Origin of the sequence: Nitratireductor aquibiodomus (assembly GCF_900105565.1) — a bacterium.
Lineage (GTDB): Bacteria > Pseudomonadota > Alphaproteobacteria > Rhizobiales > Rhizobiaceae > Nitratireductor > Nitratireductor aquibiodomus.
The window spans coordinates 60,097-76,182 of the sequence record NZ_FNSL01000002.1 but is presented as its reverse complement, the minus strand read 5'-3'; the positions used below and the strand labels follow the sequence as shown (position 1 = coordinate 76,182).

15 protein-coding genes are annotated in these 16,086 nt (G+C 61.3%); 10 read left to right on the top strand and 5 right to left on the bottom strand.

The window, feature by feature from the left end:
• The first annotated feature begins 243 nt into the window (after nucleotides 1-243).
• Genes otnK through BLW55_RS19495 form a run of 3 tightly spaced genes read left to right on the top strand, consistent with a single transcriptional unit; the run spans nucleotide 244 to nucleotide 2,920 of the window.
• Entirely contained in the window at nucleotides 244-1,506 is a 1,263-nt protein-coding gene (gene otnK, locus BLW55_RS19505; protein ID WP_090330099.1) for a 3-oxo-tetronate kinase, read from the top strand.
• The gene (gene otnC, locus BLW55_RS19500) at nucleotides 1,503-2,150 is read left to right on the top strand and encodes a 3-oxo-tetronate 4-phosphate decarboxylase (protein ID WP_007009169.1); all 648 of its coding nucleotides are present in this window, start codon (nucleotides 1,503-1,505) and stop codon (nucleotides 2,148-2,150) included. The genes otnK and otnC overlap by 4 nt, the downstream gene beginning before the upstream one ends.
• The gene (locus BLW55_RS19495) at nucleotides 2,150-2,920 is read left to right on the top strand and encodes a hydroxypyruvate isomerase family protein (RefSeq protein ID WP_177175149.1); all 771 of its coding nucleotides are present in this window, start codon (nucleotides 2,150-2,152) and stop codon (nucleotides 2,918-2,920) included. Before otnC ends, BLW55_RS19495 begins: the two co-directional genes overlap by 1 nt.
• A 10-nt stretch (nucleotides 2,921-2,930) precedes the next feature.
• Here BLW55_RS19495 and BLW55_RS19490 read toward each other — a convergent pair whose 3' ends face one another.
• Nucleotides 2,931-3,605: a GntR family transcriptional regulator gene (locus BLW55_RS19490; protein WP_007009172.1), complete on the bottom strand. Its 675-nt coding sequence runs from the start codon at nucleotides 3,603-3,605 to the stop codon at nucleotides 2,931-2,933.
• Nucleotides 3,606-3,708: 103 nt separating this feature from the next.
• Here BLW55_RS19490 and BLW55_RS19485 point away from each other — a divergent pair, with 103 nt between their 5' ends.
• The 4 genes from BLW55_RS19485 to BLW55_RS19470 all read left to right on the top strand — a co-directional run bounded on the left by BLW55_RS19485 (nucleotide 3,709) and on the right by BLW55_RS19470 (nucleotide 7,744).
• The gene (locus tag BLW55_RS19485; RefSeq protein ID WP_007009173.1) at nucleotides 3,709-4,758 is read left to right on the top strand and encodes a 4-hydroxythreonine-4-phosphate dehydrogenase PdxA; all 1,050 of its coding nucleotides are present in this window, start codon (nucleotides 3,709-3,711) and stop codon (nucleotides 4,756-4,758) included.
• Between the two features lie 66 nt (nucleotides 4,759-4,824).
• The gene (locus BLW55_RS19480; protein ID WP_090330098.1) at nucleotides 4,825-5,811 is read left to right on the top strand and encodes a TRAP transporter substrate-binding protein; all 987 of its coding nucleotides are present in this window, start codon (nucleotides 4,825-4,827) and stop codon (nucleotides 5,809-5,811) included.
• 92 nt (nucleotides 5,812-5,903) lie between these two features.
• On the top strand, nucleotides 5,904-6,461 hold the full coding sequence (locus BLW55_RS19475; RefSeq protein WP_025029371.1) for a TRAP transporter small permease: 558 nt from the start codon (nucleotides 5,904-5,906) through the stop codon (nucleotides 6,459-6,461).
• Entirely contained in the window at nucleotides 6,458-7,744 is a 1,287-nt protein-coding gene (locus BLW55_RS19470; protein ID WP_007009176.1) for a TRAP transporter large permease, read from the top strand. The genes BLW55_RS19475 and BLW55_RS19470 overlap by 4 nt, the downstream gene beginning before the upstream one ends.
• An 85-nt stretch (nucleotides 7,745-7,829) precedes the next feature.
• Here BLW55_RS19470 and BLW55_RS19465 read toward each other — a convergent pair whose 3' ends face one another.
• Both BLW55_RS19465 and BLW55_RS19460 read right to left on the bottom strand, forming a co-directional pair.
• Nucleotides 7,830-9,428, bottom strand: coding sequence for a putative bifunctional diguanylate cyclase/phosphodiesterase (locus BLW55_RS19465; RefSeq protein ID WP_090330097.1), 1,599 nt, complete (start codon nucleotides 9,426-9,428; stop codon nucleotides 7,830-7,832).
• Nucleotides 9,429-9,432: 4 nt separating this feature from the next.
• Nucleotides 9,433-11,232, bottom strand: coding sequence for an ATP-binding protein (locus tag BLW55_RS19460; RefSeq protein ID WP_090330096.1), 1,800 nt, complete (start codon nucleotides 11,230-11,232; stop codon nucleotides 9,433-9,435).
• 222 nt (nucleotides 11,233-11,454) lie between these two features.
• On the opposite strand from BLW55_RS19460, the gene BLW55_RS19455 reads away from it, so the two are divergent.
• Together BLW55_RS19455 and BLW55_RS19450 are read left to right on the top strand one after the other, a co-directional pair.
• The gene (locus BLW55_RS19455; RefSeq protein WP_007009179.1) at nucleotides 11,455-12,750 is read left to right on the top strand and encodes a sulfite oxidase; all 1,296 of its coding nucleotides are present in this window, start codon (nucleotides 11,455-11,457) and stop codon (nucleotides 12,748-12,750) included.
• Between the two features lie 88 nt (nucleotides 12,751-12,838).
• Entirely contained in the window at nucleotides 12,839-13,579 is a 741-nt protein-coding gene (locus BLW55_RS19450; RefSeq protein WP_090330095.1) for a c-type cytochrome, read from the top strand.
• Between the two features lie 62 nt (nucleotides 13,580-13,641).
• Here BLW55_RS19450 and BLW55_RS19445 read toward each other — a convergent pair whose 3' ends face one another.
• The gene (locus BLW55_RS19445; protein ID WP_090330094.1) at nucleotides 13,642-14,385 is read right to left on the bottom strand and encodes a hypothetical protein; all 744 of its coding nucleotides are present in this window, start codon (nucleotides 14,383-14,385) and stop codon (nucleotides 13,642-13,644) included.
• Entirely contained in the window at nucleotides 14,382-14,888 is a 507-nt protein-coding gene (locus tag BLW55_RS19440; protein ID WP_007010739.1) for an RNA polymerase sigma factor, read from the bottom strand. The genes BLW55_RS19445 and BLW55_RS19440 overlap by 4 nt, the downstream gene beginning before the upstream one ends.
• A gap of 229 nt (nucleotides 14,889-15,117) precedes the next feature.
• Here BLW55_RS19440 and deoC point away from each other — a divergent pair, with 229 nt between their 5' ends.
• Nucleotides 15,118-16,077 carry a deoxyribose-phosphate aldolase gene (gene deoC / locus BLW55_RS19435; RefSeq protein ID WP_090330235.1) on the top strand — a complete coding sequence of 320 codons (960 nt, stop codon included), beginning with the start codon at nucleotides 15,118-15,120 and terminating at the stop codon, nucleotides 16,075-16,077.
• The last annotated feature ends 9 nt before the right edge of the window (nucleotides 16,078-16,086 follow it).

Here is a 16,086-nt window from a genome sequence, read left to right as displayed (position 1 = left end):
CCTCTTGCCAATCAATGTATACACAAAAATCAAGACTGCGCCGAATTTCGAGAGTTGTCGAAGCCGGATTCCTTCGCGCTGATTTTATCAGGAAAAACAAATAGAAAAAGCACGGTTTCGTGAGATTTTCCCGGACCTTCTTTGTCCAGAATTCGCGCAGAACCTCTCCCATTCATCTGCATTGACTTTTATGGATACGTTGTCGCATTAAGCCGTGATGCATGCGCGAAGGAGGAGGTGCGAATGTTGCTCGGCTGTATTGGGGACGATTTTACAGGCTCTTCCGATCTCGCCAACATGCTGGCCAGAAGCGGTATGAAGACCATCCAGTATTGTGGTGTGCCGAACGGCCCTGCCGATCCCTCCGTGGAAGCGGGGGTGGTGGCGCTCAAGTCGCGCACGATTCCGGTGGCGGATGCGGTCCGCCAGTCGCTCGAGGCGCTTGACTGGCTTCTGGAGCAGGGCGCGGGGCAGATCTACTTCAAATACTGCTCGACCTTCGATTCGACGCCGGAGGGCAATATCGGCCCGGTCATCGATGCGCTGATGGAGCGTCTCGGTGCGGAGCAGACGGTGGTTTGTCCGGCTTTTCCGGCGACGGGGCGTACGGTCTACCAGGGGCATCTCTTCGTGAATGACCGTCTTCTCAACGAGAGCGGAATGGAACATCATCCGCTCACACCGATGCGCGATGCAGACATCCGCCGCTGGCTTGCGCCGCAGACGGACGGAGCGGTGGGCCATGTTTCCGCTCAGGTGGTGCGCGAGGGAGCGGCGGCCATTTCCGATGCGCTCGACCGGGCGGCGGCGGAGGGGAAGACGCGTATTGTCGTCGACACGGTCTCCGACGAGGATCTCTATCGCATTGGCACCGCCGTGCGCGGCATGAAGCTCGTCACGGGCGGATCCGGGCTGGGGCTGGGACTGGCGGCAAATTTCCGTGAAGCGGGACTGCTTGGAAAGAACAGAGAGGGCTGGCAGGGATCGTCAGGCCGTGCGGCCATCCTTTCAGGGTCGTGCTCGGGCCAGACGCGGCGGCAGATCGCCGAATATTCAAAGCTTCATCCCACGCTCAGGGTTGAGCCTGAGGCCGTTCTTTCGGGCACGATGACGCCGCAGGCAGCGGTGGAGTGGATCGGGGCGCAGGACGCAGGTGCCGCGCCGCTCGTCTATTCCTCGGCCGATCCCGAAGTGGTGCGCGCGGCGCAGGCTGCGTTCGGGCGGGAAGAGGTCGCTTCAGCTCTTGAGGGGTTTTTTGCTGCGACCGCCGTGCAGCTTGTCGCCGGTGGATATGAGCGGCTTGTGGTGGCGGGCGGCGAGACGTCGGGTGCGGTTGTCGAAGCGCTCGACTGCTCCGCGCTTGAGGTTGGCCCGCAGATCGCGCCGGGTGTGCCCGGGCTGAAGGTTGCGGGCCGCCCCGTCTGGGTGGCGCTCAAATCCGGAAATTTTGGTGACGATGCGTTTTTCATGAAGGCGCTTGATGTGTTGAAGGGAGAGGCGGCATGAGCGAGGAAAGCAGGCTTCGTGAGGAGATGTGCAGCCTTGCCGCCTCGCTTCATTCACGCGGGCTGACGCATGGGGCCACCGGCAATGTTTCCGCCCGCACGAGCGACGGTGGATTGCTGGTGACGCCGACGGGCTCGACGCTCGGCACGCTCGATCCGGCCCGGTTGAGCCGTTTCGATGCGGCGGGCCGGCATGTGGATGGCGATAAGCCGACAAAGGAAATGCCCCTGCACGAGGCGTTTTATGAGACGCGTTCCAAGGCCGGTGCGATCGTGCATCTGCATTCGACGCATTCGGTCGCCTGGTCGCTTCTTCCCGATGTCGACCCGGACAATCTGTTTCCACCGCTCACGGCCTATTCCATCATGCAACTCGGTAAGGTGAAGCTGCTTCCCTATTTCATCCCCGGGGACGTGGCCATTGGAGAGGCGATCCGCGGACTGGCAGGCAAGCGCTCGGCGGTGATGCTGGCCAATCACGGCCCGGTGGTGGCGGGCAAGGACCTGCGGGCAGCCGGTCAGGCGATCGAGGAACTGGAAGAGACGGCGCGTCTCGCGCTTCTCACGCGCGGGCTTTCGCCGCGTCTTCTCACACCGGAGCAGATCGATCAGGTGGTGACGAAATTCGATGTGGAGTGGTCGTGATGCTGCGTTTTTCCGCCAATCTCGGGTTTTTGTGGACAGAGCTCGCCCTTCCGGATGCGGTCCGGCGGGCGCATGCGGCCGGTTTCGATGCCGTCGAGTGCCACTGGCCTTATGCTGTTCCGGCTGAAGAGCTGCGCAAGGCACTTGAGGAAACGGGCCTGCCGCTGCTGGGATTAAACACCCGCAAGGGAGAGCGTGAGGGAGACTTCGGCCTTGCGGCGCTGCCGGGGCGTGAAGACGAAGCGCGGGCAGCGATCGACGAGGCGGTGTCTTACGCAGCAGCCGTGGGCGCGGGTGCGGTGCATGTGATGGCGGGCAGGGTGGCGGAAAGCACGTTGGCGGAAACCGCATTCGCCGAAAACCTCGCATATGCCTGTTCGGCGGCGGCAGCGCGGGGCATTGGCATTCTGATCGAGCCAATCAATCACCGCGACGTTCCCGGCTATTTCCTTTCCCGTGTCGAGCAGGCGGCGGATGTCATTGCCCGCGTGGGCGCGACCAATCTCAAGATCATGTTCGACTGCTATCACACGCAGATCATGCAGGGCGATGTGCTCAACCGGTTTATCGCGCATCGCCCGTTGATCGGACACGTGCAGATCGCGGCCGTGCCGTCACGCGCTGAACCCGACGAGGGCGAAGTCTGCTACGAGCGCCTTTTGCCGGCCATGCGTGATGAAGGGTATGACGGTTACATCGGTGCCGAGTACAGGCCGCGCGCCGGGACTGATGCAGGGCTCGGTTGGCGCGAGGCTTACACCCAAAGCTGACGCCGCTTCGTCACAGATTGTCCTTCACGCGATCCCAGGTGTTCATCAGGTGCTGCGCCATCACGCGGCCGAGGGCGTCGCCGTCGCGCTTTCTGAGGGCGGCGGCCATCTGCTCGTGCTCGGCAACGGCCGAGGCCCAGTAATCCGGCTTGCTGTTTCCCAGAAACCGGATGCGTTTGAGGCGTGCCTGAATGTTGGCCTGAACCTCGCGCAGCGATTCATTGCCTGCCAGTTCGGAAACGCGGGAGTGAAACTCCTGATTGAGCTTGTAATAGGGCAGGCGGTCGCCTTCGCGGTAGCGCTTCAGCATGTCTTCGTGGAGCTCGAGCAGCCCCTCGATGTCTGCGTCGCTGGCGCGTTCGCAGACGAGTTGCCCCGCCAGTTTCTCGAGATGCGAGAGCAGCTCCAGCATGGAGAACACGTCCTGGGCGGTGAGCTTGCGCACCACGCTGCCCTTTGACGGGCGAATGATGACCAGCCCTTCAGCCGCCAGGGTGCGCAATGCTTCCCGGAAGGGAGTGCGGGAAACGCCAAGCTGCTCGACAAGCGTTGTTTCATCAATGCGCGTACCGGGCGCCAGATGACCTTCGATGATGAGATCGCGAATCCGGTTCGCGACCTGGTCGTGCAGCGTCTGCTTTTCGATCGCGACGGTTTCCAGGGGGAAAGGGCTGCTGAGTTCCAAACGAGGTCTCCTGAATCATCCGGATTTGTCGATCATACAAAAAAGATGCGTTGACGTGTGAATTTTCAATAGTATATTTTGTATACAAAATAAGGAATACACAATGCAGCAGTCACGCATCGCCTTTGCGATTGGAGATCCGGCAGGCATCAGCCCGGAGCTTTCGGCCCGCATTCTTGCCGATCAGGACGCCAATCGCGGCGACCTGATCGTTATCGGAGATGAGCGTGTTCTTGCGCTGGGCGCGCGCCAGGCGGGCGTGACGCTGGATGTGCCGGTTGTCTCGCGCGATGCGCTGGAAGGCGATCTCCCGGACGGTACGGTCCTCGTGGACATGGCCAATTGCGATCCGGACGATGTGCCGCTTGGCGAGGCGAGCACGGAGGGTGGCCGCGCCGCGCTGGAGAATTTCGCGACAGCCTTGCGTGTTGGCAAGGCCGGCCTTGCGAAAGCGGTTTTCTTCACGCCGTTCAACAAGCATGCAATGCGGCTCGCGAAAGCCGACTATGTGGACGAGATCGGCTTTATCGATGCCACCATCGAGGCAGAACGCAGCGGGCGTGAGTTCAACGTTCTCGATGAAGTGTGGAACGCGCGCGTCACGTCGCATATTCCCCTGCGCGACGTGGCCGGCAAACTTTCGGTAGAGCGAATCTACGAGAGTCTGAAACTGACCACCGAGGTGATGGAGGGGGCAGGCATCAAGCGCCCGCGCATTGGCGTGGCCGCGCTCAACCCGCATGCGGGAGACGGGCGCAATTTCGGCTGGGAGGATGAGGACATCCTGCTTCCGGCAGTGCAGCGCGCGCAGGAGGAACAGATGGCCGTCACGGGGCCGATCCCGTCTGACACGGTCTTCGTGCGGGCGATCAGGGGGGAGTTCGACGCGGTGATGACCATGTACCACGATCAGGGGCAGATCGCGATGAAGCTGCTCGGCTTCGACCGCGGCGTCACGTTGATTGCCGGCTACCCGTTTCCAATCGTCACGCCGGCCCATGGAACGGCCTATGACATTGCCGGCAAGGGTATTGCCGACACTGGCGCGTCGTTCAACGCGCTGGCGCTTGGCCGGAGGCTTGGTGACCGGATTGCTTCGCGTGCTGTCGAGGAGGACGCCGGCACACGCAGATACCAGGAGGCTCAGGGTTAGGCGGACCGGCAACAGTGAGCGCGCAGCCGGGGAGGGCTGCGCGAAACGAAACAGAGGGAGGAAAACATGAAACTGAAGCACATAGCATTCTGCGTGGCGGCACTGATGCCCACCATGGGAGCCGGCGCCGCCCAGGCGCAGGAAGAGATCATTTTCGGGATCAGCGCGGCAACAGGGTCACTGCAGGAGCAGACGGCAAGCGAGTTTGCCCGCCGCGTCAACGAGAAGCTCGACGGCAAGGCGGTGGTCAAGGTCTTCGACAGCTCGCAGCTCGGCAAAGACAAGGACATGCTGCAGAAGATCAAGCTCGGAACCATGCACCTGACGCTTCCGTCTTCCACCATGCCCGACATTGCCGCTGAATACGCCATTTTCGATCTGCCGTTCCTGGTGGCCGACCGCGAACATCTGAAGAAGATCGACGAAACCCTGTTCAAGGATGTGCTGGTGCCGGCTGCCGAGGCGCAGGGTTATCGGCCGCTCGCGATCTGGGAAAACGGTTTCCGGCAGATCACCAACAATGAGCGCCCGATCAACACGCCGGAAGATCTGAGCGGGCTGAAAATCCGTACGCCAAATTCATCCTGGCGGGTGGCCATGTTCAAGGAATACGGCGCGAACCCCACCCCGATGGGCTTTTCGGAAGTGTTCGTCGCGCTGCAGACGGGCGTGATCGACGGGCAGGAAAATCCGCTGACCAACATTGCCGCCGGCAAGCTGAACGAAGTGCAGGAATATCTGTCGCTTTCCGGGCATGTCTATTCGCCCGCCTATCCGACGGTGGGGCTGGCGGCTTTTGAAAAACTGGACCCGGAGATCCAGACGGTTCTGGCCGAAACGGCTCAGGAAGTGGCCGGTTGGGCGCGGGAAACAGGCGCCTCCAAGGATGACGACCTTCTGAAGCAGCTTGAGGAAAGTGGCATGAAGGTCAACAAGGCGGATCGCGCGGCGTTCGTGGAAGCCTCCAAACCGCTTTATGAGAAATTCGCCACCGAAGTCGAAAACGGACAGGCGATGATCGATCAGGTACTGTCGCTGGCCGACGGTTCCTGACGCCGATCCTGACGCCACGGGGTGGTGCTTTCCTTGAAGTGCCACCCCGCTATCCACCAAATCGTTTTCCGCCCGGCTTGGGATTTCCTGACATGGCACGGCTTGCCCATTGGCTCGATCTTTTTTTACAGGTGGTGACGTTGACACTGCTTCTGGCGCTTTCATGTGTCGTGGTGCTTGGCGTCGCCTTTCGATATTCGGGCAATTCGCTAATCTGGTATGACGAGGTGGCAGCGGTGCTGCTTGCCTGGATCACCTTTTCCGGCGCTGCGCTGGCGACGCTCCGCAATGCGCATCTGGGCTTCAACGGTCTGCTGCTTGGCTCGCCACCTGCCATGAGGATGGTGCTTTTCTGGCTTGGCGAGGCGATCTTCGCCGCAGTCTTCGCCGCGATGCTCTGGGCGGGCTGGGCCATTCTGGACATTTTCGGCAATGAGAGCATGACCACGCTGCGTTTCGTGCCGCGCAGCTTCGTTCAGTCGATCCTGCCGATCAGTGCGGGCCTGATGCTTGCCGGGAGGCTTCTGACCCTGCCACAACGACTGGGCGCGGCGCAGGCCGGCATCGACCACGAAGCGGTCGAGATTGAACATGAAATCGCCCGCGCACAGGAAGAGCTGTCGCGCGTCCGCGCGGAGACGTCACGATGACCGAAGCCCTGATCCTCTTGTCCATGTTTGCGATGATCGCGATTGGCCTTCCGATTGCCGTTTCGATCCTGGCGAGCGCGCTTTTAGGCCTGTGGCTTCTCAACGGACATCTCGGTTTCCTGAATGCCGCGCTGTCCATCTTCGACGGCGCGACCAGCTTTCCGCTGATTGCCATCCCGCTGTTCATTCTCGCCGGTGCGTTGATGAACACGGGTGGCATCTCCACACGTCTTATCGCCTTCGTTTCCGCGCTTATCGGCTTCATTCGCGGCGGGCTTGCCATGGTGAATGTCGGCGTCTCCATGTTCTTTGCCGAAATTTCGGGCTCTGCCGTGGCCGATGTCGCTGCGACCGGGTCTGTCCTGATTCCGGCCATGAAGAAGCGCGGCTACAGCCCGCGTTTTGCCGCTGCGATCACCTCGTCTTCCGCATCGCTGGCAATCATCATCCCGCCATCCATCCCGATGATCCTTTATGGCGCGCTGTCGGACACGTCCATCGTGCAGCTTTTCGTTGCGGGCATCGTGCCGGGCGTGATCGGCGGCTTTCTGTTGATGGCGCTCTCCTATTATTTTGCCGTTCGCTACGACCTGCCGCGCGAAGCGGGTTTCAGCCTGCCGCGCCTGTGGGAGACTACGAAGGACGCTGCCTGGGCGCTGGTGCTTCCGGTGATCATTCTTGGTGGCATTTTCGGTGGTGTGGTTACGGCAACGGAAGGTGCGGGCCTAGCCGTCGTCACCGCGCTCTTCATCGGTGTTTTCATATACCGCGAGATCGATCTTGGCCGGCTCTATCACGCGCTGGTGGAAGGTGTGGTGCAGACGGCGGTGGTCATGCTTCTTGTCGCCACTTCCGCCGTGCTTGGGCTTTACCTGACCGAAACCGAGCTGCCGCAGCGGCTGGCGCAGGGCATTTCGGCCGTCACCACCAACAAGCTGGTCGTGTTGATGATCATCAATGTGTTCCTGCTGTTTCTGGGCATGATCCTGCATGGCGCGGCCGCGATCATTCTGACGGTCCCGATCTTCATGCCGCTGGTGCATCAACTGGGCATCGACCCCGTGCAGTTTGGCATTCTCCTGACGCTCAACATCGCGCTCGGTCAGCAGACACCGCCGGTTGCGAGTGTTCTGGTGACGTCCTGTTCCATCGCCAAAACCGATGTATGGAGCACGACCAAAACCAATCTGCCATTCATCGCCGTCCTGATGCTTGTGCTTCTGCTGGTGACCTATGTGCCGTCCGTTTCGCTCGGGCTTGTGGACGCCTTTTACGATCGCTAGAAAATCTCGCAGTCGCGAGGGTCTTCGGGATTGCAGAGAGATCGAAGTGGCGGCGTAGCCGGTTTGGGTCTTTCCCGAACTCGCCTCAGCGCTGCGAACGGTTTGGCGACGAGCGGGCAGGGGCCCGGGTGCGCGCCTGCTCCGGCTGCCGCGCTGCCGGAAGCGCTTCGTCATCCAGCGTGAATTCTTCCAGCGCGAACGGTTTGCTGAAGTAATAGCCCTGCGCGATCCTGATCGCCGTGTGCTGCTTCAGGTAGTCGACCTCTTCCCGGGTCTCGACCCCCTCGATCACCAGTGTCATGCCGAGGGCGCGGCCAAGCGACTCGATGGCCTTCAGCACGCTTTGGCTGCGTGGCCTCTGATGGACGTTCTGCACGAAAGACCGGTCGATCTTCAACTCGTCTGCGGTCACGGCAGCGAGCGCGGAGAGGGAGGAATACCCAACGCCGAAATCATCGATGGAGACTTTCACCCCGGCCTCGCGCACCATGGGCAGGATGTTCCTGCTCAGGAGATCGCCGTTCAGGAAAGCCTCTTCGGTGATTTCGAGAACAAAGCGCTCCGGGCGGCGATAGGAGGTCAGCCGGTCGAGCAGATTGCGCATGAAACCGGGATCGGTCGACTGGTGCGCCGTGATGTTGAGGCTGATTGAGGTGCCGAGCGAAAAAACGGCGTCAATCTGTGGAAGCGAGGTCATCACCTCGTCGACGACGTGTTCGGAAACCGCATCAATGATGCCTGCGTCGGTGGCGAGATTGACGAAGTCGCCCAGAACCCGGAGCTGGCCGTCGTCATCTCTCCAGCGCAGCAGTGTCTCGATCCCGACCACACCATTGGTATGGATGTCGACCTTCGGCTGATAGGCGCAACGGAGCCTGTGGTCGCGCAGGGCGGTGCGCAGGCGCTGTTCGACGGACATGTCGCCATTGCCGGGCCGGGCCGGTGTGTCCGGCTTGTAGCCGACTCTTCCCTTCGATTCCGACTTTGCGCCACGAAGCGCCTGGTCTGCCGAGACCAGCAATTCCTCGAAACTGGCACCATCCTTCGCAAACATGCTGATGCCAATGGAGGCGGAGGAGAAGGTTTCGATACCCTTGACCTGGAAAGGCTCCTTGGAGCGGTCGAGGATTGCGCCTGCGTAGTCCGGGAGGTCGAGGCCCGAAAGATCGGTCACGAAAACGCAGAACATGCCGTTTGAGAGGTAGCCGAGAATGTCGGAGCGTCGAACACAGCCCGACAGGCGCTCGGCGAATGCTGCAATGAGCCCGTCGGTAAAGGCTGCGCCGTAATAGTCGTTGGTGCGACCGAGCCCGTCGAGATCGATCAGAAGCAGGGCGGCTTCTGCGTTGGGCTGGGCCTCGAGTTCGGCGCCTATGGTGCGCGCCAGAAGCGTTTTGTTCGGCAGGCCGGTCAGTTCATCAAAGAAGGCGAGCCTGAAGATGTCTTCGTCGAATGCGGGCTCCGCTTCGATATCCAGCCAGAGGCTGCAATTGTAGGTGCGATCACCGGTCTTCGAGGCAAAACGCAGCTCACGCATCGACTGCGGTTCGAGTGCGGATGAGCACAGGCTGGCCTGCTGATTGGTGTAGACACGCCGCCCTTCGGAATCGGCAATGGCCAGGCCGAACGGAGCGTGCTCGAGAATGGCCTCCAGATCGGCGTCTGCCGGGCGAACCGGGTTCATTTCGCTACCTGCCCAGATATTCGCGCCGCGCCGACTGCAGGGCTCTGGCGATCTTGTCCTCAGCGGCTCCCGCGGATGTGCGAACCTGCCCGCTCGACCCTGTATCGGCAGCAGAGGGCTCCTGTGGCGGGTCGGTCTGAGTGTGGCTCATGATTGACCCGCGCCAGCGTTCCACGACAGCATTGACAAATTCCCGACGCGAGCCGGGATTGAGGTCTTTGGGAAGCGCTGCTGCGGCTTCGCTTCTGGGAAGCAGCTCTTCAGACAGGCGGTTGAAGACGAACTGGACGGGAAGCGGCATCCCCTCACCGAAGCCGATCACCTCGCCGGTACCGAGCGACGGAACGAAGTCCACCAGATTGGCCGTTGCGTCGGATACGGCCGATTTGAGCAGGGCCTGGTCGCGGTCATTGGCCATGCGCATCGCAAAGAGCGTGTTGCACTGTGAGATGATGGTCGCATCGAGCTCGGCCGGTCGCTGGGTCACGAGGCCGAGATAGACGCCGTATTTGCGCCCTTCCTTGGCAATGCGGGAGAGCGCGCTCTTGCTCGGCAGGAAGCCGACGCTCGGATCGGCTGCAGCAAATCGGTGTGCCTCCTCGCAAACGAGAAGCAGTGGCATGGCGCCGTCGCTCCACATGCCGAAATCGAAGGCAAGCCGCGAGATGACACAGACCACCGCATCCACGACCTCGATCGGTAAACTGGCGAGCTGGATCACCGTTACCGGACGGCCGTTCGCCTCGAGGCGGAACAGCTCGGTCAGTATCGTCACCATCGTATCGCCTCCGACTGTCGCATTGGCGAACATGAAGGCGTAGCGCGGATCGTTCTTGAGGGTTTCGATACGGCCGATCAGCCGGTGATGGGTCATGCGCGAGGAGCGGTTTTCCAGCTTGCCCATGCGCTCGTCGATCAGCGCCAGAAGGTCCTGCATCAGATAGGGAGCCGGCGTGTCGGCGGTAAAACCCGACTGCCGTGGCTCGACCTTTCGCAAGGCGCTCGGGCGTTCTGCGCTCTGGCGGCGGTTGAGATACTGGGTCTTCGCTAGAGGAATGAGTTCCGAAAGGATATCCTGCTCAGCCGGAACGGGCGGTTTGCCCGCGTAGAGGACGTCCGAGAACTCTTCGAAGTTGAAGAGCCAGAAAGGCAGGCGCAGGTTTTTTGCCCCGACGAGGTTGGCCTGGTCGCCGAAGACGCTGCCATACTCATTGTGATGATCGAGGATGAGAACACGCAGCTCCTGCCAGGTTCTGATCACCTGCCGAAGGATGACTGCGAGCCCGCTGGATTTGCCCACACCGGTGGAACCCAGGACGGCGAAATGCTTGGTGACGAGATTTTCGACATCCACATAGGCGGGAACACTGGTATCGTTATGAAGCCGCCCGACTTCAGCGAAGGTGGACTTGTTGCCACGGAAGATGAGGCGTAGCTGCTCACTGTTGATGATGCGCGCCCTGTCGTGGATTGCCGGATAGGCTCCGACGCCCCTCCGGAAGCGCTGTCGGCCTGTCTCGTCCGTGGAAATCTCGCCGACGAGATCAACACGGGCGATTGCCTTGAGCTCGGGACCGGAAACGGTATGGGGCGCCTTCAGGGAGACTTCCGTTACCACGCCGAGAAGTTCGCGCGTGCCGGCCATGATCGCCATGAATTTTCCGACAGTTGTGCGAAGCTCCTCCGTCGTTCTGACAATCGGCAGCTCGATATAGGCTTCCGAGCCCTTGACGGAGCATACGTGGCAGTCTGGTGCGTTTTGGCCGGGTGCCGCGTGTGCGATACCGTTTTGGTGCTCAACCATGAATGTCCGCTTCCTGCAACCTACCGGAGACATTGTTTTTGTTCAGGCGCGTAGGGCGGGAATTTGCCATGCATTCCATGATTTTTCGTTAAGACGCGTAGATTTCCGCCAGAAACGACGCGGAATGATGGAATAATTTTCCCGCTTCGCACGTCTCTGTGTCGACGCATACCTACAGATGTGTCCGCCAGCCAATTTCGCCAGCGCAGAGGGAGGAACCAGATGACGCGCATCGCCGAGACAACCAGGGCCCGGGACGGGGCCGCACCTGCGGATGATGGTCATCCTGCAGAGCCTTCGGAAGGCATCGTCAATTCGGGGCGTCGTGGTTTCCTGAAAAACACCGGGCTCGCCACCATGGCTGCCATGGTCGGGGCTTCGATACCGTTTCACCGCAACATGCCTGCGGGGCTGGTGCCGGCGGCATTCGCACAGGACAGCGACGTGCTGGCCGGAAAGGACGGGCTGACGCTTCTCAACGACCGCCCTGTCAACGCCGAGACCCCGGCTGAACTGCTTGACGATGCGGTCACGCCCACGAGCCGGCATTTCATTCGCAACAATGGCATCCCGCCACAGGATGTGAACCCGGAAAGCTGGACACTGACGATTGACGGTTTCGTCGACAACAAGCTCGAGCTCTCCATCGCCGATCTGCGCGAGCAGTTTGAAGTGGTGACGCTGCAACTCACGCTGGAATGCGGCGGCAATGGCCGCAGCGCCTTCGATCCGCCGGCGAAGGGCAACCAGTGGACCCATGGCGCCGTGGCCTGCTCGGAATGGACGGGCGTTCGGCTGAAGGACGTGCTTGAAAAGGCCGGTGTCCAGTCGAATGTCGTCTACACCGCCCACTACGGCGCAGACGGCCACCTTTCGGGTAACCCCGACAAGCTGCCGATTTCGCGCGGTCTGCCCATCGACAAGGCGATGACCGACAACATTCTCATTGCCTTCGAGATGAACGGCGAGGCGCTGCACCCGATGAATGGCGCGCCGCTGCGCCTGGTGGTGCCGGGCTGGCCGGCCTCGACCGCCCAGAAATGGCTGACCCGCATCGAGCTGCGTGATCAGGTTCATGACGGCCCCAAGATGACGGGCACCTCCTATCGTGTGCCGGCCTACCCGGTGGCGCCCGGCCAGGAAGTGCCTGAAGAAGATTTCGTCATCATCGAACGCATGCCGGTGAAATCTCTCGTCACCTTCCCGGCCAATGGTGCGGATATCGGCATGGAAACGGAGGTGCGCGGCCATGCGTGGTCGGGCGACCGTTCCATCAGCAGGCTGGATATTTCCATTGATTTCGGCACGACCTGGCAGGAAGTGGAACTGGACGATCCGGTCAATGACGGTGCCTGGCAGAACTGGCGCAGCAAGGTGACATTCCCGCAGGCCGGCTACTATGAGGTCTGGGCGCGGGCGACGGACAGTGAGGGCGACATGCAGCCTTTCGCGATCGCCTGGAATCCCAAGGGTTATCTCAACAACACGATGCACCGGGTTGGTGTGCGCGCGAGCTGATCGCACAGCGCAACTTGCTCAATCATCATGATACCGTGAAGCGGCGGAATGCCGCTTCACGGACCCCAATTCCATGGAGAAAAGAAGAATGAAGCTTGCTCGCGTTCGGCTGGGTGTTGTCGGACTTGCTCTCTTTGCCGCCACGCCCGCTCTGGCGGATGTTCAGGCCGGGCTGGCCGATGCCGACACCGCAAAAGGCGAAAAGCTCTTCAAGCGGTGCTTTGCATGCCACACGATCGATAAGGACGGCAAGAACAAGGTTGGCCCCAATCTCTATGGAGTGGTCGGCAAGTCGGTCGCACAGGTTGAAGGCTACTCCTACTCGCCTGCCATGAAGGCATATGGCGGGGAGTGGACGGTCGAACGGCTGGACGCCTATCTGCTTCAGCCCCGCGCCGAGGTGAAGGGCACCAAAATGGCCTTTGCCGGCCTCAAGAAGGAAGAAGACCGCGTCAACCTGATCGCTTATCTAGGCACCTTCTCCGACACGCCCGTTCAGTCCGGTGCCGCAGTGGAAGAGGCCGCCCCGGCCGAGCAGACAGCGAGCGCGGAACCTGCGAAGGGCGACGTTCAGGAGATCGAGGGTGATTTCGGACGTCTGAAGGTCGCGCCGGGGGTCGATACGACCTTCTACGCCTGTACTGCCTGCCATTCGGAAATGATTGTCGCGCAGCAGGGTCTCACCCGTGAGGGTTGGGACGAGATGCTTGAATGGATGGTTGACGAACAGGGCATGGACGACATTCCGGAGCCGGACCGCACCGAGATACTCGACTATCTGGCGACGCACTATAATGAGGACCGCCCCAACTTTCCCAATCCGAACTAGAGCATCGGACCGAAGCCTGCACCGCTTCACCGGGCCCGGGTGAAGCGGTGCAAGGGTTTGCTCTAGCCGCAGGATGTGGCCTGTGCGGTCGCGTCCCTTAGAGCGATCACGGTGTCGGGTTGCGCCATCCTGCGCGTCGCCTGTTCCAGATAGGCCGTGATTGCCGCGAACTTGCCTGCATCCATGCCGGTGGCGACGATCCGATAGAGGCGGTCGGGAACTTCCCATGCCGCGCTCTGCAGATCCGCGGCAGAGCCTCCTGCATTCAGCGGCTTTTCGCTCGAAAAGACCGTCAGGCGGCAACCCTCCCGGCCGGCGAAATGGGCTGCCATGCCATGCGGCACTTTCCTGACCGCGACAAGCGTGAGATTGGCCGCCGAGAGATCGGGGAACAGAGCGATCTCTTCGCCCGAAACAGTCTGGAAAACACCGTCTTGCGAAACAAATGCCTGAGCGGAGAAAGTCTCGTGAATGGCGAGTGGATCTTCCGGTGCAGGCGTATCCGGGCGGGTGAGCGGATAAGCGAGGACAATGGCGAGCGCGACGGAAGCCGCAAGGGTTGAGCCGACCCACCAGGGTCCCCATCGGCGCCCTGCACTACGGTTGTCGTTTCGCGCAGATGGTTGTGTGGCTGGCTGCGGCTTCAGGGCCTTCAGGCTGGCGGACATTTCGCGGATTTCGGCGAGTGCCGCCTTCAATTCCGGCTCTGCCTCGAGCCGGCGTGCAAAAGCTGCGCGGTCCTCGATCATTTCGCCGTCGTGAAATGCGTTGACCCTGATGAAATCCTCTTCCGTTACCTTGCTCATGGAGTCTGCTTTGCCTGCTCTTCATCCTGGCCGTCGCCGTTGACGCGGCGCAAAAGTTCTTTCCGGGCCCTGCTGACGCGGCTCATGACGGTGCCAATGGGCACGTTCATGACGTCCGCCGCCTCCGCATATTTGAAACCCATTATGTCGATGAGAAACAGCACCTCCCGTGTTTCGGGCGGCAGTCTCTCGAAGGCGAGGCGGATCAGAACATCGCGGCCTGCGCTGCCCGTTCCGTCGCTTTCATCCATAAGACGTTTTTGCACTGCGATATATTCACGGCGCACACGTCTTTTTCTGAGTTCGTCATAATGCAGGTTGCGGATGACGCGAAACATCCAGGGGCGCAGTTCGTCCATGTGTCCGGGGCGGGTTTGGTGACGCAGGGCACGTTCGACCGCGTCCTGAACCAGATCCTCCGGGCTTTCCGCAGGCCCGCAGATCGAGCGCGCATAGGCACGCAGCTCGGGAAGAAGCAGTTCGATCTGCGAAAGATGCCCCATTTGCTGCCGGCCGCGTCCCCTGTGCTCCGGTTGCGCCGGCATCGCCAAATGAGCCTTGCCGCCCGGAGTTGTCCTCTCGGCAAAGTAACCCCTGGGCTTGGCCTGTGGCAAGGCGGGGCGGCTTGACAGAGGGGTGGAAATTATGAAACGATCCAAACATAATGTTTCTATCGTAACATATCGACCGGGTGCCCGCCTCGCCGGCACAACCGAAACCACGGACGCAGCCATGACCGACGCACTCGCCCGAAACACCGGTACGCAACTGAAACCCGAATGGTTCGAGGATGTGACCGTCAACCGCACGGCGGCTGAGCGCCGGGCGGGCTCGCTGACGGCGCGTCGCTCGGTCAAGAAGGCCTATCAGGCGGCCTGGCTGGTGAAGGCCATCACCTGTATCGACTTGACCACGCTTGCCGGCGACGACACGCTGGGTCGCGTGCGCCGGCTCTGCGCCAAGGCCAGGCGTCCGGTGCGTGAAGACATTCTGGAGGCGCTGGGGCTTGCCGATGCGGGCATCACCACCGGTGCCGTCTGTGTCTATCCGACCATGGTTGGCCATGCGGTCAAGGCGCTGGAAGGGAGCAACATTCCCGTTGCATCGGTCGCAACCGGGTTTCCGGCAGGCCTCATGCCCCTGCCGCTGCGGCTGGCGGAAATCCGCTATGCGGTGGAGGAGGGCGCGCATGAGATCGACATCGTGATCACGCGCGAGCACGTGCTGACCCAGAACTGGAGCGCGCTTTATGACGAGATTGCCGCGATGCGCGAGGCCTGCGGCGCGGCGCATCTGAAAGCCATTCTGGCAACCGGCGATCTCAGCACACTCACCAATGTCTATCGCGCTTCGATGGTCGCCATGCAGGCAGGGTCCGATTTCATCAAGACGTCGACAGGCAAGGAAGGCGTGAACGCCACGCTGCCGGTGAGCCTGACCATGGTGCGGGCGCTGCGCGACTATCGCGACTATTCGGGCCAGATCGTCGGGTTCAAGCCGGCGGGCGGTCTCAAGACCGCCAAGGATGCGTTGGCCTGGCTGACGCTCATGAAAGAGGAGGCCGGCAATCGCTGGCTGGAGCCGGATCTGTTCCGCATCGGCGCAAGCTCGCTTCTGGGCGACATCGAACGGCAATTGGAGCACTACGTGACCGGCCGCTATTCCAGCGCCAACCGTCACGCGGTCGCATGAGGATCAAAG